A 23690-nucleotide genomic window follows, 5' to 3' on the forward strand; every position below is an offset into this window, starting at 1 on the left:
TGCCTACTACACTCGGGAATCTTTGATACACGGAGGTTTTGACATGCGGCGTGTGGTGTTCAATCAGAAAGGTGGCGTGGGCAAGTCCAGCATCGCCTGCAATCTGGCGGCAGTCAGCGCCAGCGAGGGCTATCGCACGCTGTTGGTAGACCTGGATGCCCAGGCCAACTCCACTCAATACCTGACTGGCTTGACCGGCGATGACATTCCCATGGGTATTGCCGACTTCTTCAAGCAAACCCTGTCGTCCGGGCCGTTCTCGAAAAAGAACAAGGTGGATATCTACGAAACGCCGTTCGACAACCTGCACGTCATCACCGCCACGGCGGAACTGACGGATCTGCAGCCCAAGCTTGAGGCCAAGCACAAGATCAACAAGCTGCGCAAACTGCTCGAAGAGCTGGAGGAAGATTACGACCGGATTTACCTGGATACCCCGCCAGCACTGAATTTCTATGCGGTTTCAGCATTGATCGCCGCCGATCGGGTGCTGATCCCTTTCGACTGCGACAGCTTCTCCCGACAGGCGTTGTACGGACTGCTGGCGGAAATCGAAGAGCTCAAGGACGACCATAACGAAGGCCTGGAAGTCGAAGGCATCGTGGTCAACCAGTTCCAGGCTCGGGCCAGCCTGCCACAGCAGATTCTCGACGAACTGATCGCCGAAGGGCTGCCGGTATTGCCGGTGTACCTGAGCAGCTCGGTGCGCATGCGCGAATCCCACCAGGCCAGCCTGCCGCTGATTCACCTCGACCCGCGACACAAGCTGACCCTGCAGTTCATGGAGCTGCATAGCCTGCTGGAAAGCGCCTGAATCTGACCTGTGCAAAACTCATGTGGAGCGAGCTTGCTCGCTCCACATGGGTTTTTGATTCAAATCCCCTGGCTGCGCAACCAAGCCATCAACTGCGGCAACGGCAGCGCCCCACTCTGGCGCGCCACTTCCCGGCCATCCTTGAACAGAATCAGGCTGGGAATCGAGCGGATCCCCAACTGTGCCGATAACTGCTGATTGGCCTCGCTGTCGAGCTTGGCCAAGCGGCATTTGCCCGCCAGCTGTGCGGCGGCTTGTTCGAACACGGGCGCGAAGGACTTGCACGGCCCACACCAATCGGCCCATACATCCACCAGCAATGGCAGGTCGCCTTTGATCTGGCTGGTGTAGTCGCCTTGCTTGAGTTCGAACGGTTTGTTCAATAGCACCTGGGCTTTGCAGCGCCCGCATTTGGGTTGGTCGCCCAGGCGTTCGGCGGGTATGCGATTGAGCCCGTTGCAATGGGGGCAGGGGATCAGCATCAGGTCAGTCTCCAGAAAATCATGGGCACAGATTGAACACTATATAGAAACCAGCACAAAAACCTGTGGGAGCGAGCTTGCTCGCGATGGCGGTGTATCAGTCAGATACTGGATCGACTGTCAGACCGCTATCGCGAGCAAGCTCGCTCCCACAAGGGTATATCGGTGAGGCTGTTATTTAGCGTTGGTCAACGTGTTGTAGCTGGTCATCAGGTTGCGGTAGTCCGGGATGTGGTTGGAGAACAAGGTCGCCAGCCCTTCCACGTCGTTGCGCCAGTCGCGGTGCAGTTCACAAGCCAGGCCGAACCAGGTCATCAGTTGCGCACCCGAGGACGACATGCGGTCCCAGGCCGATTGACGGGTCAGCTCGTTGAACGTGCCGGACGCATCGGTGACCACGAACACGTCGAAACCTTCGGCCAGGGCCGACAGTGCCGGGAAGGCTACGCAGACTTCGGTGACCACACCGGCGATGATCAGTTGCTTCTTGCCGGTGGCCTTGATCGCCTTGACGAAATCTTCGTTGTCCCAGGCGTTGATCTGGCCAGGACGGGCGATGTACGGCGCGTCCGGGAACAGGGTCTTGAGCTCGGGCATCAACGGGCCGTTGGGGCCGGTTTCGAAGCTGGTGGTGAGGATGGTCGGCAGTTGGAAGTACTTCGCCAGGTCGGCCAGGGCCAGCACGTTGTTCTTGAAGCGGTCCGGGTCGATATCGCGTACCAGAGACAGCAGGCCGGCTTGGTGATCGACCAGCAGAACGGCGGCGTTATCTTTGTCGAGGCGGTTGTAGGAAGTGGTCATGGCGTAGTCCTCATCAAGTTTTGGTTGCCGAAGGTGTCGGCGTGGTTAAGGTTTTCAATGTCGGTGCAGCGATTGATCGGTGACTCATCCGGTCGAAGCGCCCCGGCTTCAATCCGTGTTGCGTTTCGATGGGTGTAGATTAAAACTGGCACCTTTGATGCGCTAGACTGCGAAAATTAGCCTTAGCGTTCTATTTGGAGAACGATCATCGAAGACCTCAACACGCTTTACTACTTCACCCAGGTCGTGGAGCACCGTGGGTTCGCCGCTGCTGGCCGGGCGCTGGACATGCCAAAGTCCAAACTCAGTCGGCGTATCGCCCAGTTGGAAGATCGGCTCGGGGTGCGCTTGCTCCATCGCACCAGCCGCCACTGCACGTTGACGGAGATCGGCCAGGCCTATTACCAGCGTTGCCTGGCGATGCGGGTCGAAGCCGAGAGCGCGGCGGAAGTGATCGAACGCAACCGCTCCGAGCCCCAGGGGCTGGTGCGCATCAGTTGCCCGACGGCGCTGCTCAACAGTTGGGTCGGGCCGATGCTGACCCGCTACATGCTCAAGTACCCACGGGTGGAGTTGTTCATCGAGAGCACCAACCGCCGGGTGGACCTGATCCATGAAGGGTTCGATATCGCCTTGCGGGTGCGCTTTCCGCCGCTGGAAAACACCGACATGGTCATGAAAGTGCTGAGCAACAGCACCCAATGCCTGGTGGGTAGCCCGGCTTACCTTGAGCGCTTGTCTTCACCCGCTTCGCCGGCGGACCTCAACGGCCTGCCGAGCGTGCATTGGGGCGGGGCGCAGCGCGAATATCAGTGGGAATTGTTCGGCCCGGACGGCAGTCGCGCATTGATCCGTCATGAACCGCGCATGGTCACCGACGACCTGCTGGCCCTGCGTCACGCCGTGTTGGCCGGCATCGGCATCGCTCACCTGCCCACTGTGGTGGTGCGTGAAGACATCGCGGCTGGCCGGCTGCTGGAACTGGTGCCGGGCTGGACGCCCAAGTGCGGGATCGTCCACGCAATCTTTGCCTCACGACGCGGGTTGCTGCCGTCGGTACGTACGCTGATCGATTTCCTGGCCGAGGAATTCAGTCATAGCGATATGGCATAGGGCCGGGCCCGTTGGTTTTTTGTCTGCGGTGAAGGGCGGCTAGCCAGGCTGCCATTCATCAGGTGCGTTGCACTCAATGCACGCCAGGCCCTCAAAAAACCACAACGTACCTGTTCGCAACCCGGAGGTCCCATGAGCAATCCTCAAGACCCAGACACCCCACAGGCCGTGGACAACCCCAATGACGACGGCTTCGTCCTCGGCACCGCCGGCCGCGACGAAGACCCCAACGCCGCCCCGCCCTACGCCACCGACCGCCGCCACGACCGGGACGAGCTGACCCCCGAAGACGCCCGCGGCATGCCCGGTTATCCCGAGGAAAAACCAGCGGCCAAACCCAAGGAGAAGGGGGGTGAAGAGGCGGAGCCGGGGATCGAGACGCCTGAGCAGGGGAACGATAAGGTTGGGTGAGCAGGACTCATATCTGCTCACATTTCTTACCGAGACCTAAATCTTTTGGCGACTAGGCTGGAAACCAGCAAGAGCTAACCATTTGTCTAACTGGCGCTATCGCAATTTGCGATGCGCCAGATTTGTGTTTAACTTCCCCATAGCAAAATGCGATAAGGACGTTGCATGCATGTGATCACTGAGAAACGCATTTGGGAGGCCAAGGAGAAATGGCCACATTCAGCGAATGCGTTGGATCAATGGTATCGGCTGATCAAGCGCAATAGCCCGGCTGATTTCGCGGCGATGAAATCCATATTTCCGGCAACCGATAAGGTCGGTCCGCTGCATGTGTTTGACATCGGTGGAAACAAGTTGCGGCTGATTGCGGTGATTTGACCATCGGGAATACGACAGAGGCAAGTGGAAGGAGGAAAAGGGATGAGTGCACTGATTGAACAAGTCGCTGCCCATTGGGAGTTTGTGTCGCCCCTGCTGCGTAAGCCCAGGAGCGAAGAGGATTATGACCGATTGGCGAGTGCTCTTGATGAGCTGTTGGTGTTGGTGGGCGAAGACGAAACCCATCCTCTCATGAGCCTGGTGGATATTATCGGCGAATGGATCGAGGCATGGGACCAGCAGCACCGGCCAATACCCAAGGCGAGCGGTGTCGAGGCGCTGCGTTACCTGATGCGTGAACATGGCATGAGCCAGAGCGACTTGCCGGGCGTTGGTACCCAGTCGGTGGTATCGGAGGTATTGAGCGGTAAGCGTCAGCTCAATTTGAGGCAGATCCGCTGGCTGGCCGAGCGCTTCGGTGTATCGGTGGAAACCTTCATTTGATGGTTCGGTGTAGCGCTGCGAAATACCGACCTGCTTTTGTGGCGAGGGGATTTATCCCCGCTCGGCTGCGAAGCAGTCGTAACCCGGCTGACGCGGTTCATCTGTTGCACCGCGTTGCCTGTGTTGGGGCTGCTGCGCAGCCCAGCGGGGATAAATCCCCTCGCCACAGGGTAGTCATCTCTGCGATCCAGACAGGTATGTGTTGGGCGGGTGGTTTCTTTCAGCCGTGGCGCCGCGTTACGACGAGCAACTGATCTCCAGGTGCTTGCCCCACTCCGGCGGACGTTGCGCGTAGCTGTCCATGCCCGGTTGCTCTTCGAACGGCTTGCTCAGCACGGTGTGCAGGCGGCGCACTTCGTCGTAGTCGCCTGATTCGGCGGCGTCGATGGCTTTCTGCGCCAGGTAGTTGCGTAGCACGTACAGCGGGTTGACGGCGTGCATGCGTGCGCGGCGTTGGTCTTGATCTACGGGGCCTTCGCGGTTGACGCGGGCAACATACAATTGGCCCCAGGCATCGAAGCCCTTCAGGTCGACGAAGTCATCGCGCAGGGTCGCGACGGCCTGCTCGGGAGCTTGGTCGCCCAGTCGGCGGAAGAACAGGCTGTAGTCGACGCCGCTGTTCTGCATCAATTGCAGCAAGCGCTCCAGCAGTTTCTGGTCGTCTTCTTCGGCTCGGCTCAGGCCGAGGCGGCGGCGCATCAGGTCCAGGTAGTGGGCCTGGTACAGCGGCAAGTACAAACCGAGGGTCTCACGCAGGGCTTCGACGCTGATGAACGGCGTCAAGGCCTGGGCCAGGGCGCTGAGGTTCCATTGGCCGATGGGCACCTGGTTGCTGAACGAGTAACGGCCCTGGTCATCAGAGTGGTTGCAGATGAAGTTGGCGTCGAAGTCATCAAGGAAGGCGAACGGCCCGAAGTCGAAGGTGATGCCCAGGATCGACATGTTGTCGGTGTTCATCACGCCATGGCAGAAACCGTAGGCCTGCCATTTGGCAATCAGCTCGGCGTTGCGCTCGACGATTTCGCGGAACATCGACAGGTACGGCTCCGGTTGTGCACGGCACTCGGCAAAGTGCAGGTTCAGCACATGCTCGGCGAGGGCCGCGTGCAGCTCGGGCTTCTTGGTGTAGTAGAAATATTCGAAATGCCCGAAGCGCACATGGCTGGGGGCCAGGCGCAGCACCATGGCGGCGCGTTCCTGCTTTTCCCGCCACACCGGGGTGTCCGAGCCGATCACACACAAGGCCCGGGTGGTGGGGATACCGAGCGCGTGCAGGGCTTCGGAGGCGAGGAATTCGCGGATCGAGGAGCGCAGCACCGCGCGCCCGTCGCCCATCCGTGAGAACGGCGTCTGGCCGGCACCCTTGAGGTGCAGGTCCCAGTGCTCGCCCGCCTCGTTGTACACCTCGCCCAGCAGCAATCCTCGACCGTCGCCCAGTTGTGGGTTGTAGTGACCGAACTGATGCCCGGAATACACCATCGCCCGTGGCTCGGTTTCGGCCCAGAGCTTGTGGCCGCCAAAGATCTCGGCGAACAGCGGTGCCTGGGCTTCTGCCGGGTCCAGGTCCAGCAACGCCATGGCCGCCGGGCTGGCGACCACCAGCCGTGGATTGTCGATGGGCTCGGGCAGCACGTGGGTCGAGAAACCGTCGCCCAGGCGGGCGAAACGGTTATCGAAGGTCAGGGTTTCCAGTGTTTTCATGGCCGTCTCCGGCGGGACGCCCGCAGGCAACCCGCAATCAGTCGAGTGTGCCTTGCGGCGGCTCAGGCACCGGCTTGATGCTGGCGACAGCCGACGGCACGGGCGTGATGGTCTTTTTGTCGGGCTCGGCAGGCACCAGTTTGTATTCCTGGCCTTGCAGGTTCTTCAGATAGATTTCCATCTGCCGGAAGGAGATGTTGATGTGCTCCTTCTTGAACTCACGGTTGATGAAGCGGTTGATCTCGTCCAGTACCGGGTTGCGGTCACCGAGGTCGCGTACGTGCATGCGCAGCTCATGGTCGAGAGTGCTTTCACCAAAGTTCAGGAAGTACACGATCGGCTCCGGTTCCTTCAGCACCCGTGGGTTGTCGCGTGCGGCCTTGAGCAGCAACTCACGCACCCGGTCCAGGTCCGAGCCGTAGTCCACGCCCAGTTTCAGGGTTACCCGGGTGACGGTGTCGGTCAGCGACCAGTTGATCAGTTGCCCGGTGATGAAGGTCTTGTTCGGGACGATGATGTCCTTGCGGTCGAAGTCGGTGATGGTGGTCGCGCGGATGCGGATCTTGCTGACCGTGCCCGACAGGTTGCCGATGGTGATGGTGTCGCCGATGCGCACCGGGCGCTCGAACAGGATCATGATCCCGGAGATGAAGTTGGCGAAGATCTCCTGCATGCCGAAGCCCAGGCCCACCGACAGCGCGGCCACCAGCCATTGCAGTTTGTCCCAGCTCACGCCGAGGGTGGACAGGGTGGTGACGAAACCGACACCGGCGATCACATAGGACAGCAACGTAGTGGTGGCGTAGGCGCTGCCCTGGGCCAGGTTCAGCTTCGACAGCACGAACACTTCCAGCAGGCCCGGCAGGTTGCGCGCCAGGGCGAAGGTGATGCCGATGATGATCAGCGCGCCGAGCATGTCGCCGATGCTGATGGGCACCATGCTCATGTTGGCGCCAGTGCCGCTGGTGTATTCGTAGAGGGTGATGTTGTCCAGGTACGAGAACACGCTGATCAGGTCCGACCAGACCCAGTACAGCGCGGCGATGAAGCCGCCCAGCAAGGCCAGGCGGATCAGGCGCAGGGACTGTTCGTTGACCTTCTCGATATCCAGTGTCGGCTCTTCGATCACCGCTTCGCCGTCGCCGGCCTCCTTGGCCGCCTGACGCTTGGCCAGCGCGCGCTGGTAGGCCAGGCGCCGCGCCGCGACCGACAGGCCACGGACGAAGGTGGCCTCGATCACCAGCCAGAACATCAGCAGGTACAGGGTGTTGATCAATCGATCGCTGAGTTTCAGCGCGGTGTAGTAGTAGCCGAAGCACACCGCCACGAACAGCGCGATCGGCAGCGCGGTGAACAGCACCCCGACCGCCTTGCGGAACAACGAAGTGTTCTTGTGGGTCGGGCTGCTCAGCAGCAGACGGCTGAGTAACCACGCCATCAGCGCGTAGCAGGTCAGCACTACCGGCATGCCGAGCACGTCATCGGCCAGGGTCGAGGGTTGCAACTCGGCCACGGCCACCACAGCCACCAACGCCAGCACCACCAGCCCGAGCCGGCGAATCCAGCCCTGGAGGAATTCGACCTGGGGTTTCTCCCAGCGGAAATGCAACTCGGCCACGCCGCCGGGGGCCAGCACGCGATAGGCCGTGTAGAACACCAGCCAGGCCTGGCCGATCTGCAGCAGCGCCGCACCGAGGTTGGCGTTCTGGCCGCGGGCGTCGATCTGCAAGGCGTAGCCGCAGAGGGTCAGTGCCAGGGCCACCGGCATCGCCAGCAGGATATTGATCAGGATCGCCTGGGGGGTGTGCCACTGGCTGTCGCGCTTGAAGTGACCGACGTCCTGGTGAACCTTGTTCAGGCGAGCATAGAGATTCTTGCGCCGCCACAGCAACGCCCCGATCAGCAGCGCCAGGGGCAGGAACAGCAGTGGCCGCTGGGTCAGGCCATCGGCCAGTTCACTGAGGCTCGAAGCCCAGGGCAGCGAGTCGATCTGTTTTTCCAGGCGCGTCGGCACCGCACGCATCCATTCGAAATCCAGCGGTTTGTTGCTGGGAATCCAGAACATCTGCTCTTCGAGGGTCGCCCGCAGGTTCTGGGCGGTGCTGAGCAGCTGTTTCTGGTTGAGCTGCAAGGTGATCGATTCGTTGAGCACTGCGCTCAACTCACGGTTCAGCCGTTCCAGCAGGTCGACACGGGTCAGGGCCAGTTCCAGCAAGGTCTTGCGCAGTTGCGGGGTGACTTGTTCCGAGGGCTGGGAGGCCAGCAGGCTGTCGACGTAGGCGCTGGGGTTGTTCAGCAGTTCACGTTGCTGGCTGACTTCGAACTGGTACAGGCGGATGTCGGCGATCTGGTCGGCCAGGTTCTGGTCCAGCTTGAGGCGTGGCAAGGTCTGGCGCTGCTTGTAGAGAATCTTGGAGAGCAGCAGGCTGCCCTTGAGCACGCTGATCTGCTCGTCCAGTGCCGCGTCGGTCTGGGTCACGCTGTCCAGCAGTTGCTTGGTCTGCAGGTTCTGTTGGGTGACCTCGTTGAGGCGGTCGGTGCTTTTGAGCAGGTAGTCGGAGAGCTTCAGGTTGGCCGCGCTCTCGGTCGCCAGCAAGCTGCTGCCACCGGCCTTCTGGGCTTCGATGGATTGCTGGGTCACCGTCTCCTGGGACTGGGCCAGGCGCTTCTGGTTGATCAGGTTTTGCAGGTCCTGGATTTCCTGCTCCGTGCGGGCGATTTTTTCCATCAGCAAGTCGTGCTGGCCGTTGCCCAGATCCTGCAGTTGGCTGTTGCCGGCCAGTTCCTGGCGGCGCAGCGGAATCAGCGCATTGAGGGCCGCCAGCTCGGCGGTGAGCTGGTCGCGTTGCTCGCCACTCAGGGTCTTGCCGGCATCCCGGCCGGCCTTGAGGATGGCGTTGATCTGCTGGATGCGGGTCTGGCTGCTGGAAATTTCCGCCTGGGCCCGCTCGGGACGGGTCTGGGCGGTGATGATCAAGCTGTTGGCATCGGCCAGGGCTTTTTGCAGATCGCCCTGCTGGGTGGAGCGATCCGTGAGCATTTGCTCGAGCTGGGGAATCGGCAGGTTGGCGTAGCGTTGCGCCACCGGCACCACCGCGGTGCCTTTGAGCCGCGCCAGTTCGCGCTGGTTTTCGATGTTCTGCTTGGGGGCGGTAGCCAATTGCTGCTTGAGGGCGAGCAGCTTCTGTTCGTAGTCGGCCTTGTTGTTGAGCTGGGTCAGGGTGTTTTGCAGCACCGCCTGCAAGGCCTTCTGCTCGGCTTCCGGCAGTTTGCGGTCGGCGATTTTGTCCAGGCTGGCTTCTACCGAGGCGCTGGTCAGCGGTTCAGCGGCTTGCAGCGTGCAGATGGAAAGACTCAGGCCCAGCAGGGCGATGGTGATAAAGGAGCGCAGGGTAGGCATAGAGACCGGTCAAGCAAGTGAGAGTGGGAGCAGTTTAGAGGAACAAGCCGGGACCCGGGCGACTTCCTTCGGGGAATCTGACGCCCACTTTGCCTATCTTGTTCCCGTCCATGACCGCGACGGTCCACAGGGTGTTATTCCATTCCACCTGGTCGCCGACCACCGGTGCGCCACCGACTTTCTGAGCGATGAAGCGCCCCAGGGACATGTCTGGATCGATGCCGTCCAGTTGCAACCCGTACAACGCCGCAACCGCGGCCAGCTGGGCGTCTCCTTCGAGTACGAAGTCGCCGAAGAAACGCAGATCCAGGCCCCGCTGCGGCGCTTGGCTGAACAGTTTTCCAAGGGCTGGCAAGTCGTGTTCATGGCCGATAACACACAGCAAATCACCGACTTCCAGCACCGTACTGCCCGACGGATGGAGCAGTTGCTGGCCACGAAACAGTGCCGCGATGCGGGTGCCATCGGGCATTTTCAGGTCCCGCAGGGGCGAGCCGATGCACCATTTTTCAGCGCCCAGGCGATAGATGAACAACTCCCACTCGCTGGTGACGTGCACTTCCAGCGCGGCCCGGGAAATCGGCAGGGGCTCGGGTGGGACGGTCACGTGCAGCAGCTTGGCGACCCACGGCAGGCTCGTGCCCTGCACCAGCAGCGAGACCAGCACGATAAAGAACGCCAGGTTGAAATAGAGCTGGGCGTGAGGCAGGCCGGCCATCAACGGGAACACCGCGAGGATGATTGGCACCGCGCCGCGCAGGCCGACCCAGGAGATAAAAGCTTTTTCGCGACCGTGGAATGCCTTGAATGGCAACAGGCCCACCATGACCGAAAGGGGCCGTGCAAACAGAATCATCCACAGCGCCAGGCCCAGGGCGGGCAGGGCGATGGGCAGCAGGTCATGAGGCGTGACCAGCAGCCCTAGCACCAGGAACATGCCGATCTGTGCCAGCCAGGCCATGCCATCGAGCATGTGCAGGATGCCGTGGCGGCTGCGCACCGGACGGTTGCCGATCACCAGGCCGCACAGGTAGACCGCGAGGAAGCCGCTGCCGTGCAGGGCGTTGGTCAAGGCGAATACCGCCAGGCCGCCGCTGATGACCAGGATCGGGTACAGGCCGTTGGCCAGATTGATGCGATTGACCAGTTGCAACATCAGCCAGCCACCGCCCAGGCCAAGCACCGCGCCGATACCAAACTCGCGCACCAGATGCCCCAGCAGGCTCCAATGCAGGCCGGTTTCGCCACTGGCGAGCATGCCGATCAGGGTCACGGTCAGGAATACTGCCATGGGGTCGTTGCTGCCAGACTCGATCTCGAGGGTGGCGCTGACCCGTTCGTTCAGGCCCTTGCCGCCCAGCAGCGAGAACACCGCCGCGGCATCGGTCGAGCCGACGATGGCGCCGATCAGCAGGCCTTGGATCAGGTTCAGGTTGAACAGCCACGCCGCCGCCAGGCCGGTCAGCCCGGTGGTGATCAACACACCGACCGTGGCTAGCGACAACGCCGGCCACAGTGCGACGCGGAAACTCGAGACCCGCGTGCGCAAGCCGCCGTCCAGCAGGATGACGGCCAAGGCGAGGTTGCCGACCAGATAAGCCGTGGCGTAGTTATCGAAAAGAATACCGGCGCCGTCGACACCGGCCACCATGCCCACGGCCAGGATGATCACCAGGATCGGGATGCCCAGGCGGGACGAAAGGGAACTGACCAGGATGCTCGCACCTACCAGCAACGCGCCGATCAAGAACAGGCTGTTGATGGTCGTAGCAGTCAAAGGCAGTACTCCGGAAAAGCTAAGGGCGGGCGCAGACTGACCATGCAGTCTGCGTGCCAGCGATTCTAACCTGTTGAAATGTGATGCTGTCAAAAAAGGTTTGGGCTGGGGGGGCTGGGCACAGCCCTTGTGGCGAGGGGATTTATCCCCGTTGGGCTGCGAAGCAGCCCCGAGAACTTTGCCGCCATATAGATCGATAGCGAGCGCTTCGCACTCGATCGGGGATAAATCCCCTCGCCACAGGAAGTTCTCGCCACAGAGGTAGGTTGAGTCTTAAAGGCTGAACCGCCCAACCATGTTGTTCAAGTCCACGGCCAGGCGCGACAGTTCGGCACTGGCGGCGCTGGTCTGGTTGGCGCCGGTGGCCGATTGCACCGACAGGTCGCGGATGTTCACCAGGTTGCGGTCCACTTCACGGGCCACTTGGGCCTGCTCTTCGGCGGCGCTGGCAATCACCAGGTTGCGTTCATTGATCTCGACGATGGCGGTGTTGATGGTGTCCAGGGACATGCCGGCGCCGCGGGCGATGTTCAGCGTCGACTCGGCGCGCTCGGTGCTGTTGCGCATCGAATCCACGGCGTGTTCAGTGCCGCTCTGGATGCTGCCGATCATGCGTTCGATCTCGCTGGTCGACTGCTGGGTGCGATGGGCCAGGGCGCGGACTTCGTCGGCCACCACGGCAAAACCACGACCGGCCTCACCGGCACGGGCGGCTTCGATGGCGGCGTTCAGGGCCAGCAGGTTGGTCTGGTCGGCCAGGCCACGGATCACATCCAGCACCTTGCCGATGTCACGGGACTCATCGGCCAGGTTGCCGATCAACGCCGCGGTGCTTTGCACATCGGCGCTCATGCGTTCGATGGCGCTGACGGTTTCCTGCACCAGGTCGCGACCGTCGCCTGCGGAGGTGGTGGCGTTTTTCGATGCTTCGGAGGTGCTCACTGCATTGCGCGCGACTTCTTCCACGGCGCTGGTCATTTCGTTGACGGCGGTGGCGGCCTGTTCGATTTCGTTGTTCTGCTGGGTCAGGCCACGGGCGCTTTCATCGGTGACACTGTTGAGTTCTTCGGCGGCGGAGGCCAGTTGTGTGGCCGAGCCGGAAATCCGCTGCAAGGTGTCGCGCAGTTTTTCCTGCATGGTCGACATTGCCCGCAGCAGGCGACCGGCTTCGTCGCTGCCATCGACGACAATCGGTCGAGTCAGGTTGCCCTTGGCGATTTCTTCAGCCGCATCCAGGGCGTTGGCAATCGGCTTGGTGATGCTGTTGGTCAGGAGCCAGGCGAACAGCAGGGTCAGGCCGGTGGCAACCACCAGCAGGACCACCACCATGTTGAAGGCCGAGCCGTACTGATCGACCGCCTGCTTGTTATACCCTTCGGCCTGTAGATTATTGATCTGCAGGAGACGGTCGAGCGCCGTGTTGATCGCTTCGGAATTACTCAGCAGTTCAGTGTTCAGCAGCACCTTCAGTTCGTCGACCTGGTTGTTGCGCGACAGGGTTTTCATACGGTCTTCGAGTTGACGGTATTGGCTCAGCAATTGAACGTACTGATTGTAGGCGGCGCGTTCATCGGCGGCGGCGATGAGTTTTTCGTACTCAGCCTGGACTACGCTGATCTGCTGGCTGCGCTGGTCAAATTGTTCGAGGGTTTTTTTCTGGAGGTCTGGTTCGCGGCTGCTCAGCAGGCGATAGGACAGCACCCGCAGGCGCAGGGTGAGTTGGGTCAGGTCGTTCAGGGCCTTGATGCTAGGCACACTGTTGGCAACCACGCTCTCGCCGGCTTCGCGAATTTTGCTCATCTGGTTGAGGGCAAACACCCCGAGAACCAGCATCAGGGCGCCAATCATGGCGAACCCCAGGAACGCCCGCGGCGCGATGTTTATATTGCGTAACGACATGACAAAGTACCAGACAGGTGCACGTTCGTGCTGGGTTGGAGGACTTACTTAAAGCTATCGGGACAGCGGCTGGAGTCTTGAGAGATGTGTGCGCTTGGGCGGCCTCGGGGCGACGAAATGCAGGAACCAGATAGTCTGTCCATAGTCTTTAAGGCTCACCAGGAGAGTCTAGTCGCTTCGCCGACACAGGCTTGGCCTGAATAAAGCGTGGCATCGACCAGGACTTTTCCTTATCGTACGCGCCCCTTGAAAAAGCCTGGAAATCAACATGTTGGAAACATCCCTCAGCCAACTGGAGCAACTGGTCAATGACCTGGTGCAACAGAACCGTCACCTCACCGGCCTGAACGAAACCCTGAACACCGAGCTTGCCAAGGCCAAGGATGAAAACGAAAGCCTGCAACTGAGCCTGATGGAACAGGAAGAACTGCACGGCACCACCGCCGCCCGCATCCAGGCCCTGATCGAGCGCGCCAGCGCCGGTCCTGTCAGCGCATGAAGCACGGCGCCGATGGGGTGACAGTCATCTCGATCCTGGGAGAAGACTATTCAATCAAAGCGCCGGCCGGGCAGGAACAGGCCCTGTTGGACGCCGCTTCGATGCTCAAGGCCGCACTGGCCGATACGAAAAGGAAGTACCCGACGCTGATCGGTGATCGCCTGCTGGTGCTGGCGGCCATGAACCTGTGTTCGCAGCAGATGGAAATGCAGAAGCAACATCAAGCGGAACTCGACCGTTACCAAGAGCAAGTCAGCGCCACGGTCGATGTGATTGCCAAGACGATCCAGCAGGCCTGAACCGGTTAGCGAATGTTGACTGTGGGGCTTGTGTGGGAGCGAGCTTGCTCGCGATGGCGTCAGCTCAGCTACCTGTGTGTTGGCTGAAACACTGCTATGGCGAGCAAGCTCGCTCCCACAATGGATCGGTGGTGAACGCAGATGTCGCGTCCACTTGGAACCCCTTGTGGAAGCGAGCCTGCTCGCGATTGGATGTCTGCCGCACCACGCTGGGTCAGAACCACTCATCCCGCATCCCCAGGCACGTATCATCCCGCGCTTCGAGAATCGCCAGCTCATGATGACAACCCGGCACTTCCCAGGTCAGGAAGTAGCGCGCCGCTTGCAGCTTGCCTTTATAGAAGTCGCTGTCCGCGGTATTCCCCTTGGCCAGGCCCTCCTCGGCACGGATCGCCTGTTCCAGCCAGCGCCAGCCAATCACCATATGGCCAAACACCTTGAGGTACAGGGCCGAGTTGGCCAGGCTGCTGTTCACCTTGCCCTGGGCCAGGTCCGTCAGCAGTCCGAGGGTGACGGTTTGCAGGCGTGCCACGAGGGCTTCCAGTGGTTGGCGCAACGGCGTTAACGATGGGTGCGCCTGGGCGCGTTCGGTGGTGTCGGCCACCAGGCGGACCAGTTGCTTGAGCCCGGCACCGCCGTTCTGCGCCAGTTTTCGCCCCAGCAGGTCCAGGGACTGGATGCCGTGGGTGCCTTCATGGATGGGGTTCAGGCGGTTGTCGCGGTAATACTGCTCCACTGGGTATTCGCGGGTGTAGCCGTGGCCCCCCAGAATCTGGATCGCCAGCTCGTTGGCCTTCAGGCAGAACTCAGAGGGCCAGGATTTGACGATCGGGGTCAGCAGGTCCAGCAGCTCATGGGCGCGTCTGCGCTCGGCTTCGCTTTCCAGGGTGGTGGTGTCGTCGAACAAGCGCGCCGCGTACAGGCCCAGGTCAAACGAACCTTCAACGTAGGCCTTCTGGGTCAGCAGCATGCGGCGCACGTCGGCGTGCTGGATGATCGCCACCGGGGCGGTGGTCGGGTCCTTGCTGTCGGGCACCCGGCCCTGTGGGCGTTCGCGAGCGTATTCCAGGGAATACAAGTAGCCGGCGTAACCCAGCATTACAGCGCCCATGCCGACGCCGATCCGCGCCTCGTTCATCATCTGGAACATGTAGCTCAGGCCGTGGTGCGGTTTACCTACGAGGTAACCGACACACGCGCCGTTGTCGCCGAAGTTCAGCGCGGTGGAGGTGGTGCCGCGCCAGCCCATCTTGTGGAACAGCCCGGCCAACAGCACGTCGTTACGCTGGCCGAGGCTGCCGTCATCGTTGACCAAGAACTTGGGCACGATAAACAGCGAAATGCCCTTCACGCCCGGCGGGGCGTCCGGCAATTTCGCCAGGACCATGTGCACGATGTTTTCCGACAGCGGATGATCGCCACCGGAGATGAAGATTTTGTTGCCTTTGACTCGATAGCTGCCGTCGGACGCCGGCTCCGCACGTGTACGAATGTCCGCCAGCGAGGAGCCAGCGTGGGGTTCGGTCAGGGCCATGGTGCCGAAGAAACGACCGTCGATCATCGGTTGCAGGAAGCGTCTTTTCTGCTCTTCGCTGCCGAAGCTTTCGATCAGGTTCGCCGCGCCCATGGTCAGGAACGGATAAGAGGTCGAAGCGGCGTTGGCCGACTGGAAGTGCGCGAAGCAGGCCTGGGACAGCAACGTCGGCAGTTGCATGCCGCCTGCCTCGAAACTGCGTGCGGCGTTGAGAAAGCCCGCCTCGAGGAAGGCATCCACCGCCGGCTTCACCTCGGGAATCAGAATCGCCTCGCCGTTCTCGTAGCGCGGTTCGTTTTCATCGTTCTTGCGATTGTGAGGGGCGAAAAATTTCTCGGCGATGCTGCGGGCCGTATCGATGGCCGCGTCGAAGGTTTCGCGATTGTGTTCGGCGAACCGCTCGCGCTGGGTCAGGCCCTCGGCATCGAGGACTTCATACAGCTCGAAAGCCAGATTGCGGGAACTGAGCAGCGTCTCGGACATGGCGGCTTACCTTTTTTGGGATGGGCCGAGTCTAGGCGTGCTGATAAAGGCTGAACAGGATGATTGATGGGGGTGATAGAGCAGCACAAGCTGCAAGCTGCAAGCTGAAGCAAAAGCATCTGCTTTTACTTGCCGCTTGTAGCTTGCCGCTCGCAGCTGCTTTCAGCCGATAGTCATCAAGCTGGCGTTACCACCCGCGGCCGCGGTGTTGACGCTCAAGGCTCGCTCGATCACCAGACGCTCCAGCGCCACGCTGGTCTCGCCCTGGGACAAACCATGGACCCCGACGATGGCACCGGCACGCTTGGCCACTTGCTGGCAAACGCTGCGCAGTTGATCCGAATCGCCGTGGTGCAGGACTGCGTCGAACAGCACCTCGTCCTTGGTCCAGTCGGCCACCCGCTGGATGCGCGCCTGAATCTCTTTCGGCAAGCGGGCGAACAAGGCCTTGCTGGTGTCGGTTTCCGGCCACACGGCCGAGCCGCCCACGGCCAGTACGGCCGCCAGTTGCGTCAGCAGGTCGCCTTCCACGTCGGCCAGGCACAACACGTGCTCGCGGGGCAGGATGGCGTAGCTGTTGCGTTCGCCGGTCGGCCCGGTCAGAGTCCGGGTAATACCGCTTTGCGATTGAGCCGCGAACTGCACGCACAGGGCGCTCAGCTCGGCGAGCTTCTGGCTGTCGGCCCAGGCTTGCAGGGCGGTCAGCGGTTTGCTCATGGCGTCGCGCAAACGCAGGTCCGGCGCGGTGAGGGCATCACCACGGGCGAAGGATTGCTGGATCGCATCGGTAGGACGTGTCGACAACAGGCGGTACAGGTACAGCGGACCACCGGCCTTGGGACCGGTGCCCGACAGGCCTTCGCCGCCAAACGGCTGCACGCCGACCACAGCGCCGACAATGTTGCGGTTCACGTAGACGTTGCCCGCATGGACATTGTCGATGACCTTGGCGATGGTCTCGTCGATGCGCGTGTGCACGCCCAAGGTCAGGCCGTAGCCGGAAGCGTTGATCTGGTTGATCAACTGGTCCAGCTCCTTGCGCTTGTAGCGCACCACGTGCAGCACCGGACCGAAGATCTCGCGCTGCAGCTCGTCGAAGCTTTCCAGCTCGATCAGGGTTGGCATCACGAAGGTGCCGCGCTTGCACTCGTCACTGTCGGCGATTGCCATCTGGTACACGGTGCGACCTTTATCGCGCATGGCCTGGATGTGTTTCTCGATGCCAGCCTTGGCTTCGGCGTCGATCACCGGGCCGATGTCCACGGACAGACGCTCGGGGTTGCCGAGGCGCGATTCGGCCATGGCGCCCTTGAGCATTTCGATGACGCGGTCGGCGGAATCTTCCTGCAAGCACAGGACCCGCAGGGCCGAACAACGCTGGCCGGCACTGTCGAAGGCCGACGACACCACGTCGATGACCACTTGTTCGGTGAGCGCCGAGGAGTCGACGATCATGGCGTTCTGGCCGCCGGTTTCGGCGATCAGCGGGATCGGACGGCCCTGGTTGTCCAGGCGCCCGGCGATGTTACGTTGCAGCAGGCGAGCGACCTCGGTGGAGCCGGTGAACATCACGCCCTTGACCCGCTCGTCACCCACCAGGCGGGCACCGACGGTTTCGCCGCGCCCCGGCAGCAATTGCAGCACGCCTTCCGGAATGCCGGCTTCGAGCATCAGGCGCACCGCCTGGGCAGCCACCAATGGCGTCTGCTCGGCGGGCTTGGCCAATACCGGGTTACCGGCGGCCAGAGCGGCGGCGACCTGGCCGCTGAAAATCGCCAGCGGGAAGTTCCACGGGCTGATGCAGACCACCGGACCCAGTGGGCGGTGGGCATCGTTGGTGAAATCGTTGCGCGCCTGCACCGCGTAGTAGCGCAGGAAATCCACGGCTTCACGCACTTCGGCGATGGCGTTGGCGAAGGTCTTGCCGGCTTCGCGGGCCAGCAGGCCCATCAGCGGCTGGATCTCGCCTTCCATCAGGTCGGCGGCACGTTCGAGGATCGCGGCGCGCTCGGCTGGCGGCGTGGCTTGCCAGATCGGTGCGGCGTTGAGGGCGCACTGGATGGCGTTGTCGACATCGGCGACCGTGGCTTCCTGCACATGGCCCACCACGTCGCGGTGATCGGACGGGTTCAGTACCGGGGCCGGGGTTTCTTCGCTGGCGGCGCAGCCGAGCATCGGCACGGCTTTCCAATCGTTATGGGCAGTGGCAAGCAGGGCGCAGGACAGCGACGCCAAACGATGTTCGTTGGCCAGGTCGATGCCGCTGGAGTTGGCGCGGTCGCTGCCATACAGGTCGCGCGGCAGTGGGATGCGCGGGTGCGGCAGGCCGAAACCGCCTTCCAGCGTCGCCATCTGCTCGATGCTGGCCACTGGATCGGCCACCAGCTCCTGAATCGAGATGGACTGGTCGGCGATACGGTTGACGAACGAAGTGTTCGCGCCGTTTTCCAGCAGGCGACGTACCAGGTACGCCAGCAGTGTTTCGTGAGTGCCGACCGGAGCGTACACACGGCACGGACGGTTCAGCTTGCCTTCGGAAACCTTGCCTACAACCTGTTCGTACAGGGGTTCACCCATGCCATGCAGGCACTGGAATTCGTACTGGCCCGGGTAATAGTTCTGACCGGCGATGTGGTAGATGGCTGCCAGGGTATGGGCGTTGTGCGTGGCGAACTGTGGGTAGATGACTTCGGGCACCGACAGCAGTTTGCGGGCGCAGGCGATGTAGGACACGTCGGTGTACACCTTGCGGGTATAGACCGGATAGCCTTCCAGGCCTTCGACCTGGGCGCGCTTGATTTCGCTGTCCCAGTACGCGCCTTTTACCAGGCGAATCATCAGGCGATGACGGCTGCGACGAGCCAGGTCGATCACATAGTCGATCACGTACGGGCAACGCTTCTGGTAGGCCTGGATCACGAAGCCGATGCCGTTCCAGCCGGTCAATTGCGGCTCGAAGCACAGGCGCTCGAGCAGATCCAGCGACAGCTCGAGGCGGTCGGCCTCTTCGGCGTCGATGTTCAGGCCGATGTCGTATTGCTTGGCCAGCAGGGTCAGCGACAGCAGGCGTGGGTACAGCTCGTCCATGACGCGCTCGTACTGGGCGCGGCTGTAACGTGGGTGCAGGGCGGACAGCTTGATGGAAATGCCTGGGCCTTCATAAATCCCACGACCGTGGGACGCTTTGCCGATCGAGTGGATGGCTTGTTCGTACGAGGCCAGGTACTTCTGCGCATCGTGTTCGGTGAGTGCGGCTTCACCCAGCATGTCGTAGGAATAGCGGAAGCCTTTGGTTTCGAACTTGCTGGCGTTGGCCAGGGCCTCGGCGATGGTTTCGCCGGTGACGAACTGCTCGCCCATCAGGCGCATGGCCATGTCGACGCCCTTGCGGATCATCGGCTCGCCGCTCTTGCCGATGATGCGGCTCAGGGAAGAGGTCAGGCCTGCTTCGTTATGGGTAGCGACCAGCTTGCCAGTCAGCAGCAGGCCCCACGTGGCGGCGTTGACGAACAGCGACGGGCTGTTGCCCAAGTGTGGCTGCCAGTTGCCGGTGCTGATCTTGTCGCGGATCAGGGCGTCACGGGTGCCTTTGTCCGGGATGCGCAGCAGCGCCTCGGCCAGGCACATCAGTGCTACGCCTTCCTGGGACGACAGGGAAAATTCCTGCAGCAAACCCTGAACGATACCGGCACGGCCGCCGGCACTTTTCTGGTTGCGCAGTTTTTCAGCAATCGAAGCCGCCAGTTTGTTGGTGGCTTCGGCCATTTGTGCCGGCAGGCGGGCCTGTTCGATCAGCATCGGCACCACTTCCGGCTCTGGGCGACGGTAAGCGGCCGTGATGGAGGCGCGCAGGACCGATTGCGGCAGGATGCTCTCGGCAAATTCGAGGAAGCATTGGTGAGCATGGTCGATTTGCACATCGCCAGCATCGTCGCTGTCGGTGCGAGGTGAACCGTTCAGCTCGGTCAGGGTTGCACCACCCTCGAGTTTTTCCAGGTAATTGAAAATTGCCTGCTTGATCAGCCAGTGCGGCGTGCGATCAATCGAGGTTGCGGCCGCCTTGAGGCGTTCGCGGGTCGGGTCATCGAGTTTGACCCCAAGGGTGGTGGTAGCCATATTTTTATCCTCATGTTTACCACGTATCGCGTGGCATCAGCTGGCGGCAAGATTAGCTGCGGGATGATTGAGGTGCAACCGGGTGCAACCCTTTTTTTCTCGAAATGACAGGCAGCTCATCCGGAAGCAAATATCGTCCGGCTGATCCTGCACCGGCTTAGTGCTTTAGCTTCTAGCTGAGTGCTGGGAACTGCACTAAAAGGGAGCAAAAAACTCGAATCTTGCGATAAAACCGATCAGGTGCAACTTATTCGAGCGAAACTGGTTGCACCTTATTTGATTTGTTGAATAGCATTCGCGGCCAAGGTGCAACCGGTTCAAAGCCGAGGGGCATCGGCTGATGGCTTTCCTGGGGAAACATCAGTCATAAATTCGCGGGACTGCAAATCGTCGCTACAACATCTGTGTTGTCGATGCTTTCAACTGCCACCGCTACATAAAAACAAAGCCAGGGCGTAACTCATGAGTGTTAGTAATCCCACCTTGATCACTTTCGTGATCTATATCGCAGCCATGGTCCTGATCGGTCTGATGGCTTACCGCTCCACCAACAACCTTTCCGATTACATCCTGGGCGGTCGTAGCCTGGGCAGCGTGGTGACGGCACTGTCTGCAGGTGCTTCCGACATGAGCGGCTGGTTGTTGATGGGTTTGCCCGGTGCAATCTACATGTCCGGCCTGTCGGAAAGTTGGATCGCCATCGGCCTGATCGCCGGTGCCTACCTGAACTGGTTGTTCGTGGCCGGTCGCCTGCGGGTTCAGACCGAGCACAACGGTGACGCACTGACGCTGCCGGACTACTTCTCCAGCCGTTTCGAAGACAAGAGCGGCGTGCTGCGGATCATCTCTGCGGTGGTGATCCTGGTGTTCTTCACCATCTACTGCGCTTCCGGCATCGTGGCCGGTGCCCGTCTGTTCGAAAGTACCTTCGGCATGTCTTACGAGACGGCGCTGTGGGCCGGTGCTGCAGCAACCATTGCCTACACCTTCGTCGGTGGTTTCCTGGCCGTGAGCTGGACCGACACCGTACAAGCCACCCTGATGATCTTTGCGCTGATCCTCACGCCGATCATCGTGCTGCTGGCTACCGGTGGTGTGGACACCACGTTCCTGGCCATCGAAGCAAAAGATCCTACGTCGTTCGACATGCTGAAAAACACCACCTTCATCGGCATCATCTCGCTGATGGGCTGGGGCCTGGGCTACTTCGGCCAGCCGCACATCCTGGCGCGCTTCATGGCGGCGGATTCGGTCAAGTCGATCGCCAATGCCCGTCGCATTTCCATGACCTGGATGATCCTGTGCCTGGGCGGCACCGTGGCTGTGGGCTTCTTCGGTATCGCTTACTTCTCGGCGCACCCTGACGTGGCCGGCCCCGTGACCGAGAACCCAGAGCGGGTGTTCATCGAGCTGGCGAAGATCCTGTTCAACCCATGGGTTGCCGGTGTGTTGCTGTCGGCCATCCTGGCGGCGGTGATGAGCACCCTGAGTTGCCAGTTGCTGGTGTGCTCCAGTGCCCTGACCGAAGACTTCTACAAGACCTTCCTGCGCAAGGGCGCTTCCCAGCTGGAACTGGTCTGGGTCGGCCGCGCCATGGTGCTGCTGGTGGCCCTGGTCGCCATTGCCCTGGCCGCTAACCCGGAAAACCGCGTACTGGGTCTGGTGAGCTACGCCTGGGCTGGTTTCGGTGCTGCCTTCGGCCCGGTTGTCCTGATCTCGGTAATCTGGAAGAACATGACCCGCAATGGCGCGCTCGCCGGCATCCTGGTGGGTGCGATCACCGTGATCGTCTGGAAGCATTTCGCGTTGCTGGGCCTGTACGAAATCATCCCGGGCTTCATCTTCGCCAGCCTGGCTATCTACTTCGTCAGCAAGATGGGCACGCCTACCGCGGGTATGCTGCAGCGCTTCGACGCGGCGGAAAAAGATTTTCGCCTGAACCAGTAAGGCCTTCGGCGAGGCCTTGATGGCTCGCAGGACGACTTGCATGAAAACGGCCCGTCTCCAATGGAGGCGGGCCTTTTTTACGGGTGTCAGGTGGGATGGGACTGGCAAAACGTGTGGCTCACCGAGCGAATCCAGCCCCTCAATGACAGGACTGTTCGACATCGGCGTACGTGGTGCCGATCTTCAGGCCGGAAATATAGTTCTTCACATCCTCCATGACGCCTGGCTGATGCTTATTGTAAACGCCCCATTTAGGCTCGTTCGCACCTATGTTCGCGCCGTCCCAGGTTCTTCCGGAAAAGCGTTTCTGGCCGTTGCTGAAGGTCTGTGCCTGACCCTCGAACCATAACTCCGTCCAACCGCTGCTTGATTGATTGGAAGTATGGATGGCCAAGACCAGGCAGTACCACTTCAGCGGTTCAATGGGGCGGGTCCAGATCACACCGGATGTCTCGCCTGGCATGCCGTAGTAGAAAAGCCTCAAGTTGCCGTCCTTGGCACTCATCAGGAACGGATAGTTTTGTTGATGCCCCGCTTCATAGGACTTCCACTGGAATGGATGATGATTGCTCTGGGTGTCATTCAACCTGAATGACCAGCCAATAAAATAGGTTCTTTCCTTTTCGAATCGATAGGGTGTGTGATTGGCGCCAGTCCTGATATTGCGTGCTTCGCAGCGGGGCTCGCCGGCGCCTTTATGGAATAACCAGGATTTGCCTCGGTCATCATCGTCTACCACGGTGATGCTGGACGGGGCTGGGCATTCACTCACGGCATTCGCGAATATTTTTTCTTTACCGATAGGATTGGCGGCGTCTCCATTCCAAATCAAGTGGGCCTCCGCGGGGGGGCAAAGATGAAAGGCAGTGATCAGGCTCGCAGCGGCGAGCAGGGGAAATTTCATCAGTGAGTTTCCTGAAGTTCTTGATGTTGTTGACGTGAAACTTTCGACACTTATGGGAGGCGTGATGTGGGCCCGCGATGCTCACGGCGCTCACGCCATGTCGGGATCCGCCTGGTTGAGGAAGATCAGCACGCCCAGGATCGCCATGTAGAATCTGAACGCGGCATCCTGGCCATTCCAGATTTCTGACTGCCACATCAGAAACCATTCGCCGCCAACGACCATGAAGCCGAAAAACCAGACGAAAAAACCCACCGTCAAGCCGGCGATGGCCCACCCCTTGGCACGTGCGAACACCGCGCCCTCGGCCTTGCGCGCCTGCCACAGCAGCAGCGCGCCGTAGCCCAGCAGCCCTGCCGTGATGGCTTCACCGAGGATGATCAGCCAATAGGCGCCGTGCCACACCCAGGGTTGGTCGATCGCACGATACCGGGCGGCATTGTCGGGGAAGGTGGTGTCCATACTCAGCACGTGATGGACGAAATTGAAATTGGAGCTGTAGTCCGTGATGTTGTTGAACACGGTCAGGAAGGCGAATGCGGCGAGCGCCAGGATCATTGCAATCTTTGCGTAGCGAATGGTCATGGGTTGCGTCCTTTGCTTTTTTGTAATCGGGTAAAAAACGTTATCACGCGAACTTGCAGTCAGAGTCCTGTTGCGTTGTAAGAAGTTGCTGATTCATTCGTGC

General features: G+C 60.9%; 17 protein-coding genes and 2 pseudogenes. 8 read left to right on the forward strand and 11 right to left on the reverse strand.

Features of this window, described 5'->3' with window-relative positions; genetic code table 11:
• Positions 1 to 43: 43 nt before the first annotated feature.
• Positions 44 to 814, forward strand: coding sequence for a ParA family protein (locus tag BLO97_RS07755; RefSeq protein ID WP_003197050.1), 771 nt, complete (start codon positions 44 to 46; stop codon positions 812 to 814).
• Between the two features lie 59 nt (positions 815 to 873).
• Here the strand turns inward: BLO97_RS07755 and trxC are convergent, their stop codons facing one another.
• Together trxC and ycaC are read right to left on the reverse strand one after the other, a co-directional pair.
• Entirely contained in the window at positions 874 to 1296 is a 423-nt protein-coding gene (trxC, locus tag BLO97_RS07760) for a thioredoxin TrxC (protein ID WP_092146730.1), read from the reverse strand.
• Positions 1297 to 1470: 174 nt separating this feature from the next.
• On the reverse strand, positions 1471 to 2097 hold the full coding sequence (ycaC, locus tag BLO97_RS07765) for an isochorismate family cysteine hydrolase YcaC (RefSeq protein ID WP_025211469.1): 627 nt from the start codon (positions 2095 to 2097) through the stop codon (positions 1471 to 1473).
• Positions 2098 to 2304: 207 nt separating this feature from the next.
• Here ycaC and BLO97_RS07770 point away from each other — a divergent pair, with 207 nt between their 5' ends.
• From BLO97_RS07770 to BLO97_RS07785, 4 genes and pseudogenes are all read left to right on the forward strand, one after another.
• Positions 2305 to 3210 carry a LysR substrate-binding domain-containing protein gene (locus tag BLO97_RS07770; RefSeq protein ID WP_218189611.1) on the forward strand — a complete coding sequence of 302 codons (906 nt, stop codon included), beginning with the start codon at positions 2305 to 2307 and terminating at the stop codon, positions 3208 to 3210.
• Positions 3211 to 3342: 132 nt separating this feature from the next.
• Positions 3343 to 3621, forward strand: coding sequence for a hypothetical protein (locus BLO97_RS07775; protein WP_092222361.1), 279 nt, complete (start codon positions 3343 to 3345; stop codon positions 3619 to 3621).
• Between the two features lie 165 nt (positions 3622 to 3786).
• A pseudogene (locus BLO97_RS07780) lies at positions 3787 to 4045 on the forward strand (type II toxin-antitoxin system HigB family toxin).
• Positions 4042 to 4443, forward strand: a complete 402-nt coding sequence (locus BLO97_RS07785) for a helix-turn-helix domain-containing protein (protein WP_092345479.1) — start codon at positions 4042 to 4044, stop codon at positions 4441 to 4443. Before BLO97_RS07780 ends, BLO97_RS07785 begins: the two are co-directional and overlap by 4 nt.
• A gap of 237 nt (positions 4444 to 4680) precedes the next feature.
• Here BLO97_RS07785 and selO read toward each other — a convergent pair whose 3' ends face one another.
• The 5 genes and pseudogenes from selO to BLO97_RS32230 form a co-directional block, all read right to left on the reverse strand.
• Positions 4681 to 6144 (reverse strand): protein adenylyltransferase SelO, encoded by a 1464-nt coding sequence (selO, locus tag BLO97_RS07790; RefSeq protein WP_092345481.1) that lies wholly within the window; start codon positions 6142 to 6144, stop codon positions 4681 to 4683.
• A gap of 37 nt (positions 6145 to 6181) precedes the next feature.
• Positions 6182 to 9544: a mechanosensitive channel MscK gene (gene mscK / locus BLO97_RS07795; protein ID WP_092146718.1), complete on the reverse strand. Its 3363-nt coding sequence runs from the start codon at positions 9542 to 9544 to the stop codon at positions 6182 to 6184.
• Positions 9545 to 9578: 34 nt separating this feature from the next.
• Positions 9579 to 11321, reverse strand: a complete 1743-nt coding sequence (locus BLO97_RS07800; protein WP_092146716.1) for a potassium/proton antiporter — start codon at positions 11319 to 11321, stop codon at positions 9579 to 9581.
• 273 nt (positions 11322 to 11594) lie between these two features.
• Positions 11595 to 12467 carry a methyl-accepting chemotaxis protein gene (locus tag BLO97_RS32225; protein WP_371914213.1) on the reverse strand — a complete coding sequence of 291 codons (873 nt, stop codon included), beginning with the start codon at positions 12465 to 12467 and terminating at the stop codon, positions 11595 to 11597.
• A 30-nt stretch (positions 12468 to 12497) separates the two neighbouring features.
• A pseudogene (locus tag BLO97_RS32230) lies at positions 12498 to 13220 on the reverse strand (MCP four helix bundle domain-containing protein); the annotation flags it as partial.
• A 268-nt stretch (positions 13221 to 13488) separates the two neighbouring features.
• Between BLO97_RS32230 and BLO97_RS07815 the strand changes: the two are divergent.
• The gene (locus BLO97_RS07815) at positions 13489 to 13719 is read left to right on the forward strand and encodes a hypothetical protein (RefSeq protein ID WP_063323244.1); all 231 of its coding nucleotides are present in this window, start codon (positions 13489 to 13491) and stop codon (positions 13717 to 13719) included.
• Positions 13716 to 14018: a cell division protein ZapA gene (locus tag BLO97_RS07820; protein ID WP_003197073.1), complete on the forward strand. Its 303-nt coding sequence runs from the start codon at positions 13716 to 13718 to the stop codon at positions 14016 to 14018. Before BLO97_RS07815 ends, BLO97_RS07820 begins: the two co-directional genes overlap by 4 nt.
• A 214-nt stretch (positions 14019 to 14232) precedes the next feature.
• On the opposite strand, the gene BLO97_RS07825 is transcribed toward BLO97_RS07820, so the two are convergent.
• A complete protein-coding gene (locus BLO97_RS07825) occupies positions 14233 to 16035 on the reverse strand; it encodes an acyl-CoA dehydrogenase (protein WP_092345487.1) in 1803 nt (600 codons plus the stop codon).
• Positions 16036 to 16197: 162 nt separating this feature from the next.
• Positions 16198 to 20151, reverse strand: coding sequence for a trifunctional transcriptional regulator/proline dehydrogenase/L-glutamate gamma-semialdehyde dehydrogenase (gene putA / locus BLO97_RS07830; protein ID WP_092345489.1), 3954 nt, complete (start codon positions 20149 to 20151; stop codon positions 16198 to 16200).
• Positions 20152 to 20613: 462 nt separating this feature from the next.
• Here putA and putP point away from each other — a divergent pair, with 462 nt between their 5' ends.
• A complete protein-coding gene (gene putP, locus BLO97_RS07835) occupies positions 20614 to 22098 on the forward strand; it encodes a sodium/proline symporter PutP (RefSeq protein WP_092146708.1) in 1485 nt (494 codons plus the stop codon).
• 139 nt (positions 22099 to 22237) lie between these two features.
• On the opposite strand, the gene BLO97_RS07840 is transcribed toward putP, so the two are convergent.
• Both BLO97_RS07840 and BLO97_RS07845 read right to left on the reverse strand, forming a co-directional pair.
• Positions 22238 to 23002 (reverse strand): heparin lyase I family protein, encoded by a 765-nt coding sequence (locus BLO97_RS07840; protein ID WP_092345491.1) that lies wholly within the window; start codon positions 23000 to 23002, stop codon positions 22238 to 22240.
• 90 nt (positions 23003 to 23092) lie between these two features.
• Positions 23093 to 23587 carry a DUF2165 family protein gene (locus tag BLO97_RS07845; protein WP_063323239.1) on the reverse strand — a complete coding sequence of 165 codons (495 nt, stop codon included), beginning with the start codon at positions 23585 to 23587 and terminating at the stop codon, positions 23093 to 23095.
• Positions 23588 to 23690: the final 103 nt, after the last annotated feature.

Source organism: Pseudomonas sp. NFACC05-1 (assembly GCF_900100135.1).
Taxonomy (GTDB): Bacteria; Pseudomonadota; Gammaproteobacteria; order Pseudomonadales; family Pseudomonadaceae; genus Aquipseudomonas; species Aquipseudomonas fluorescens_Q.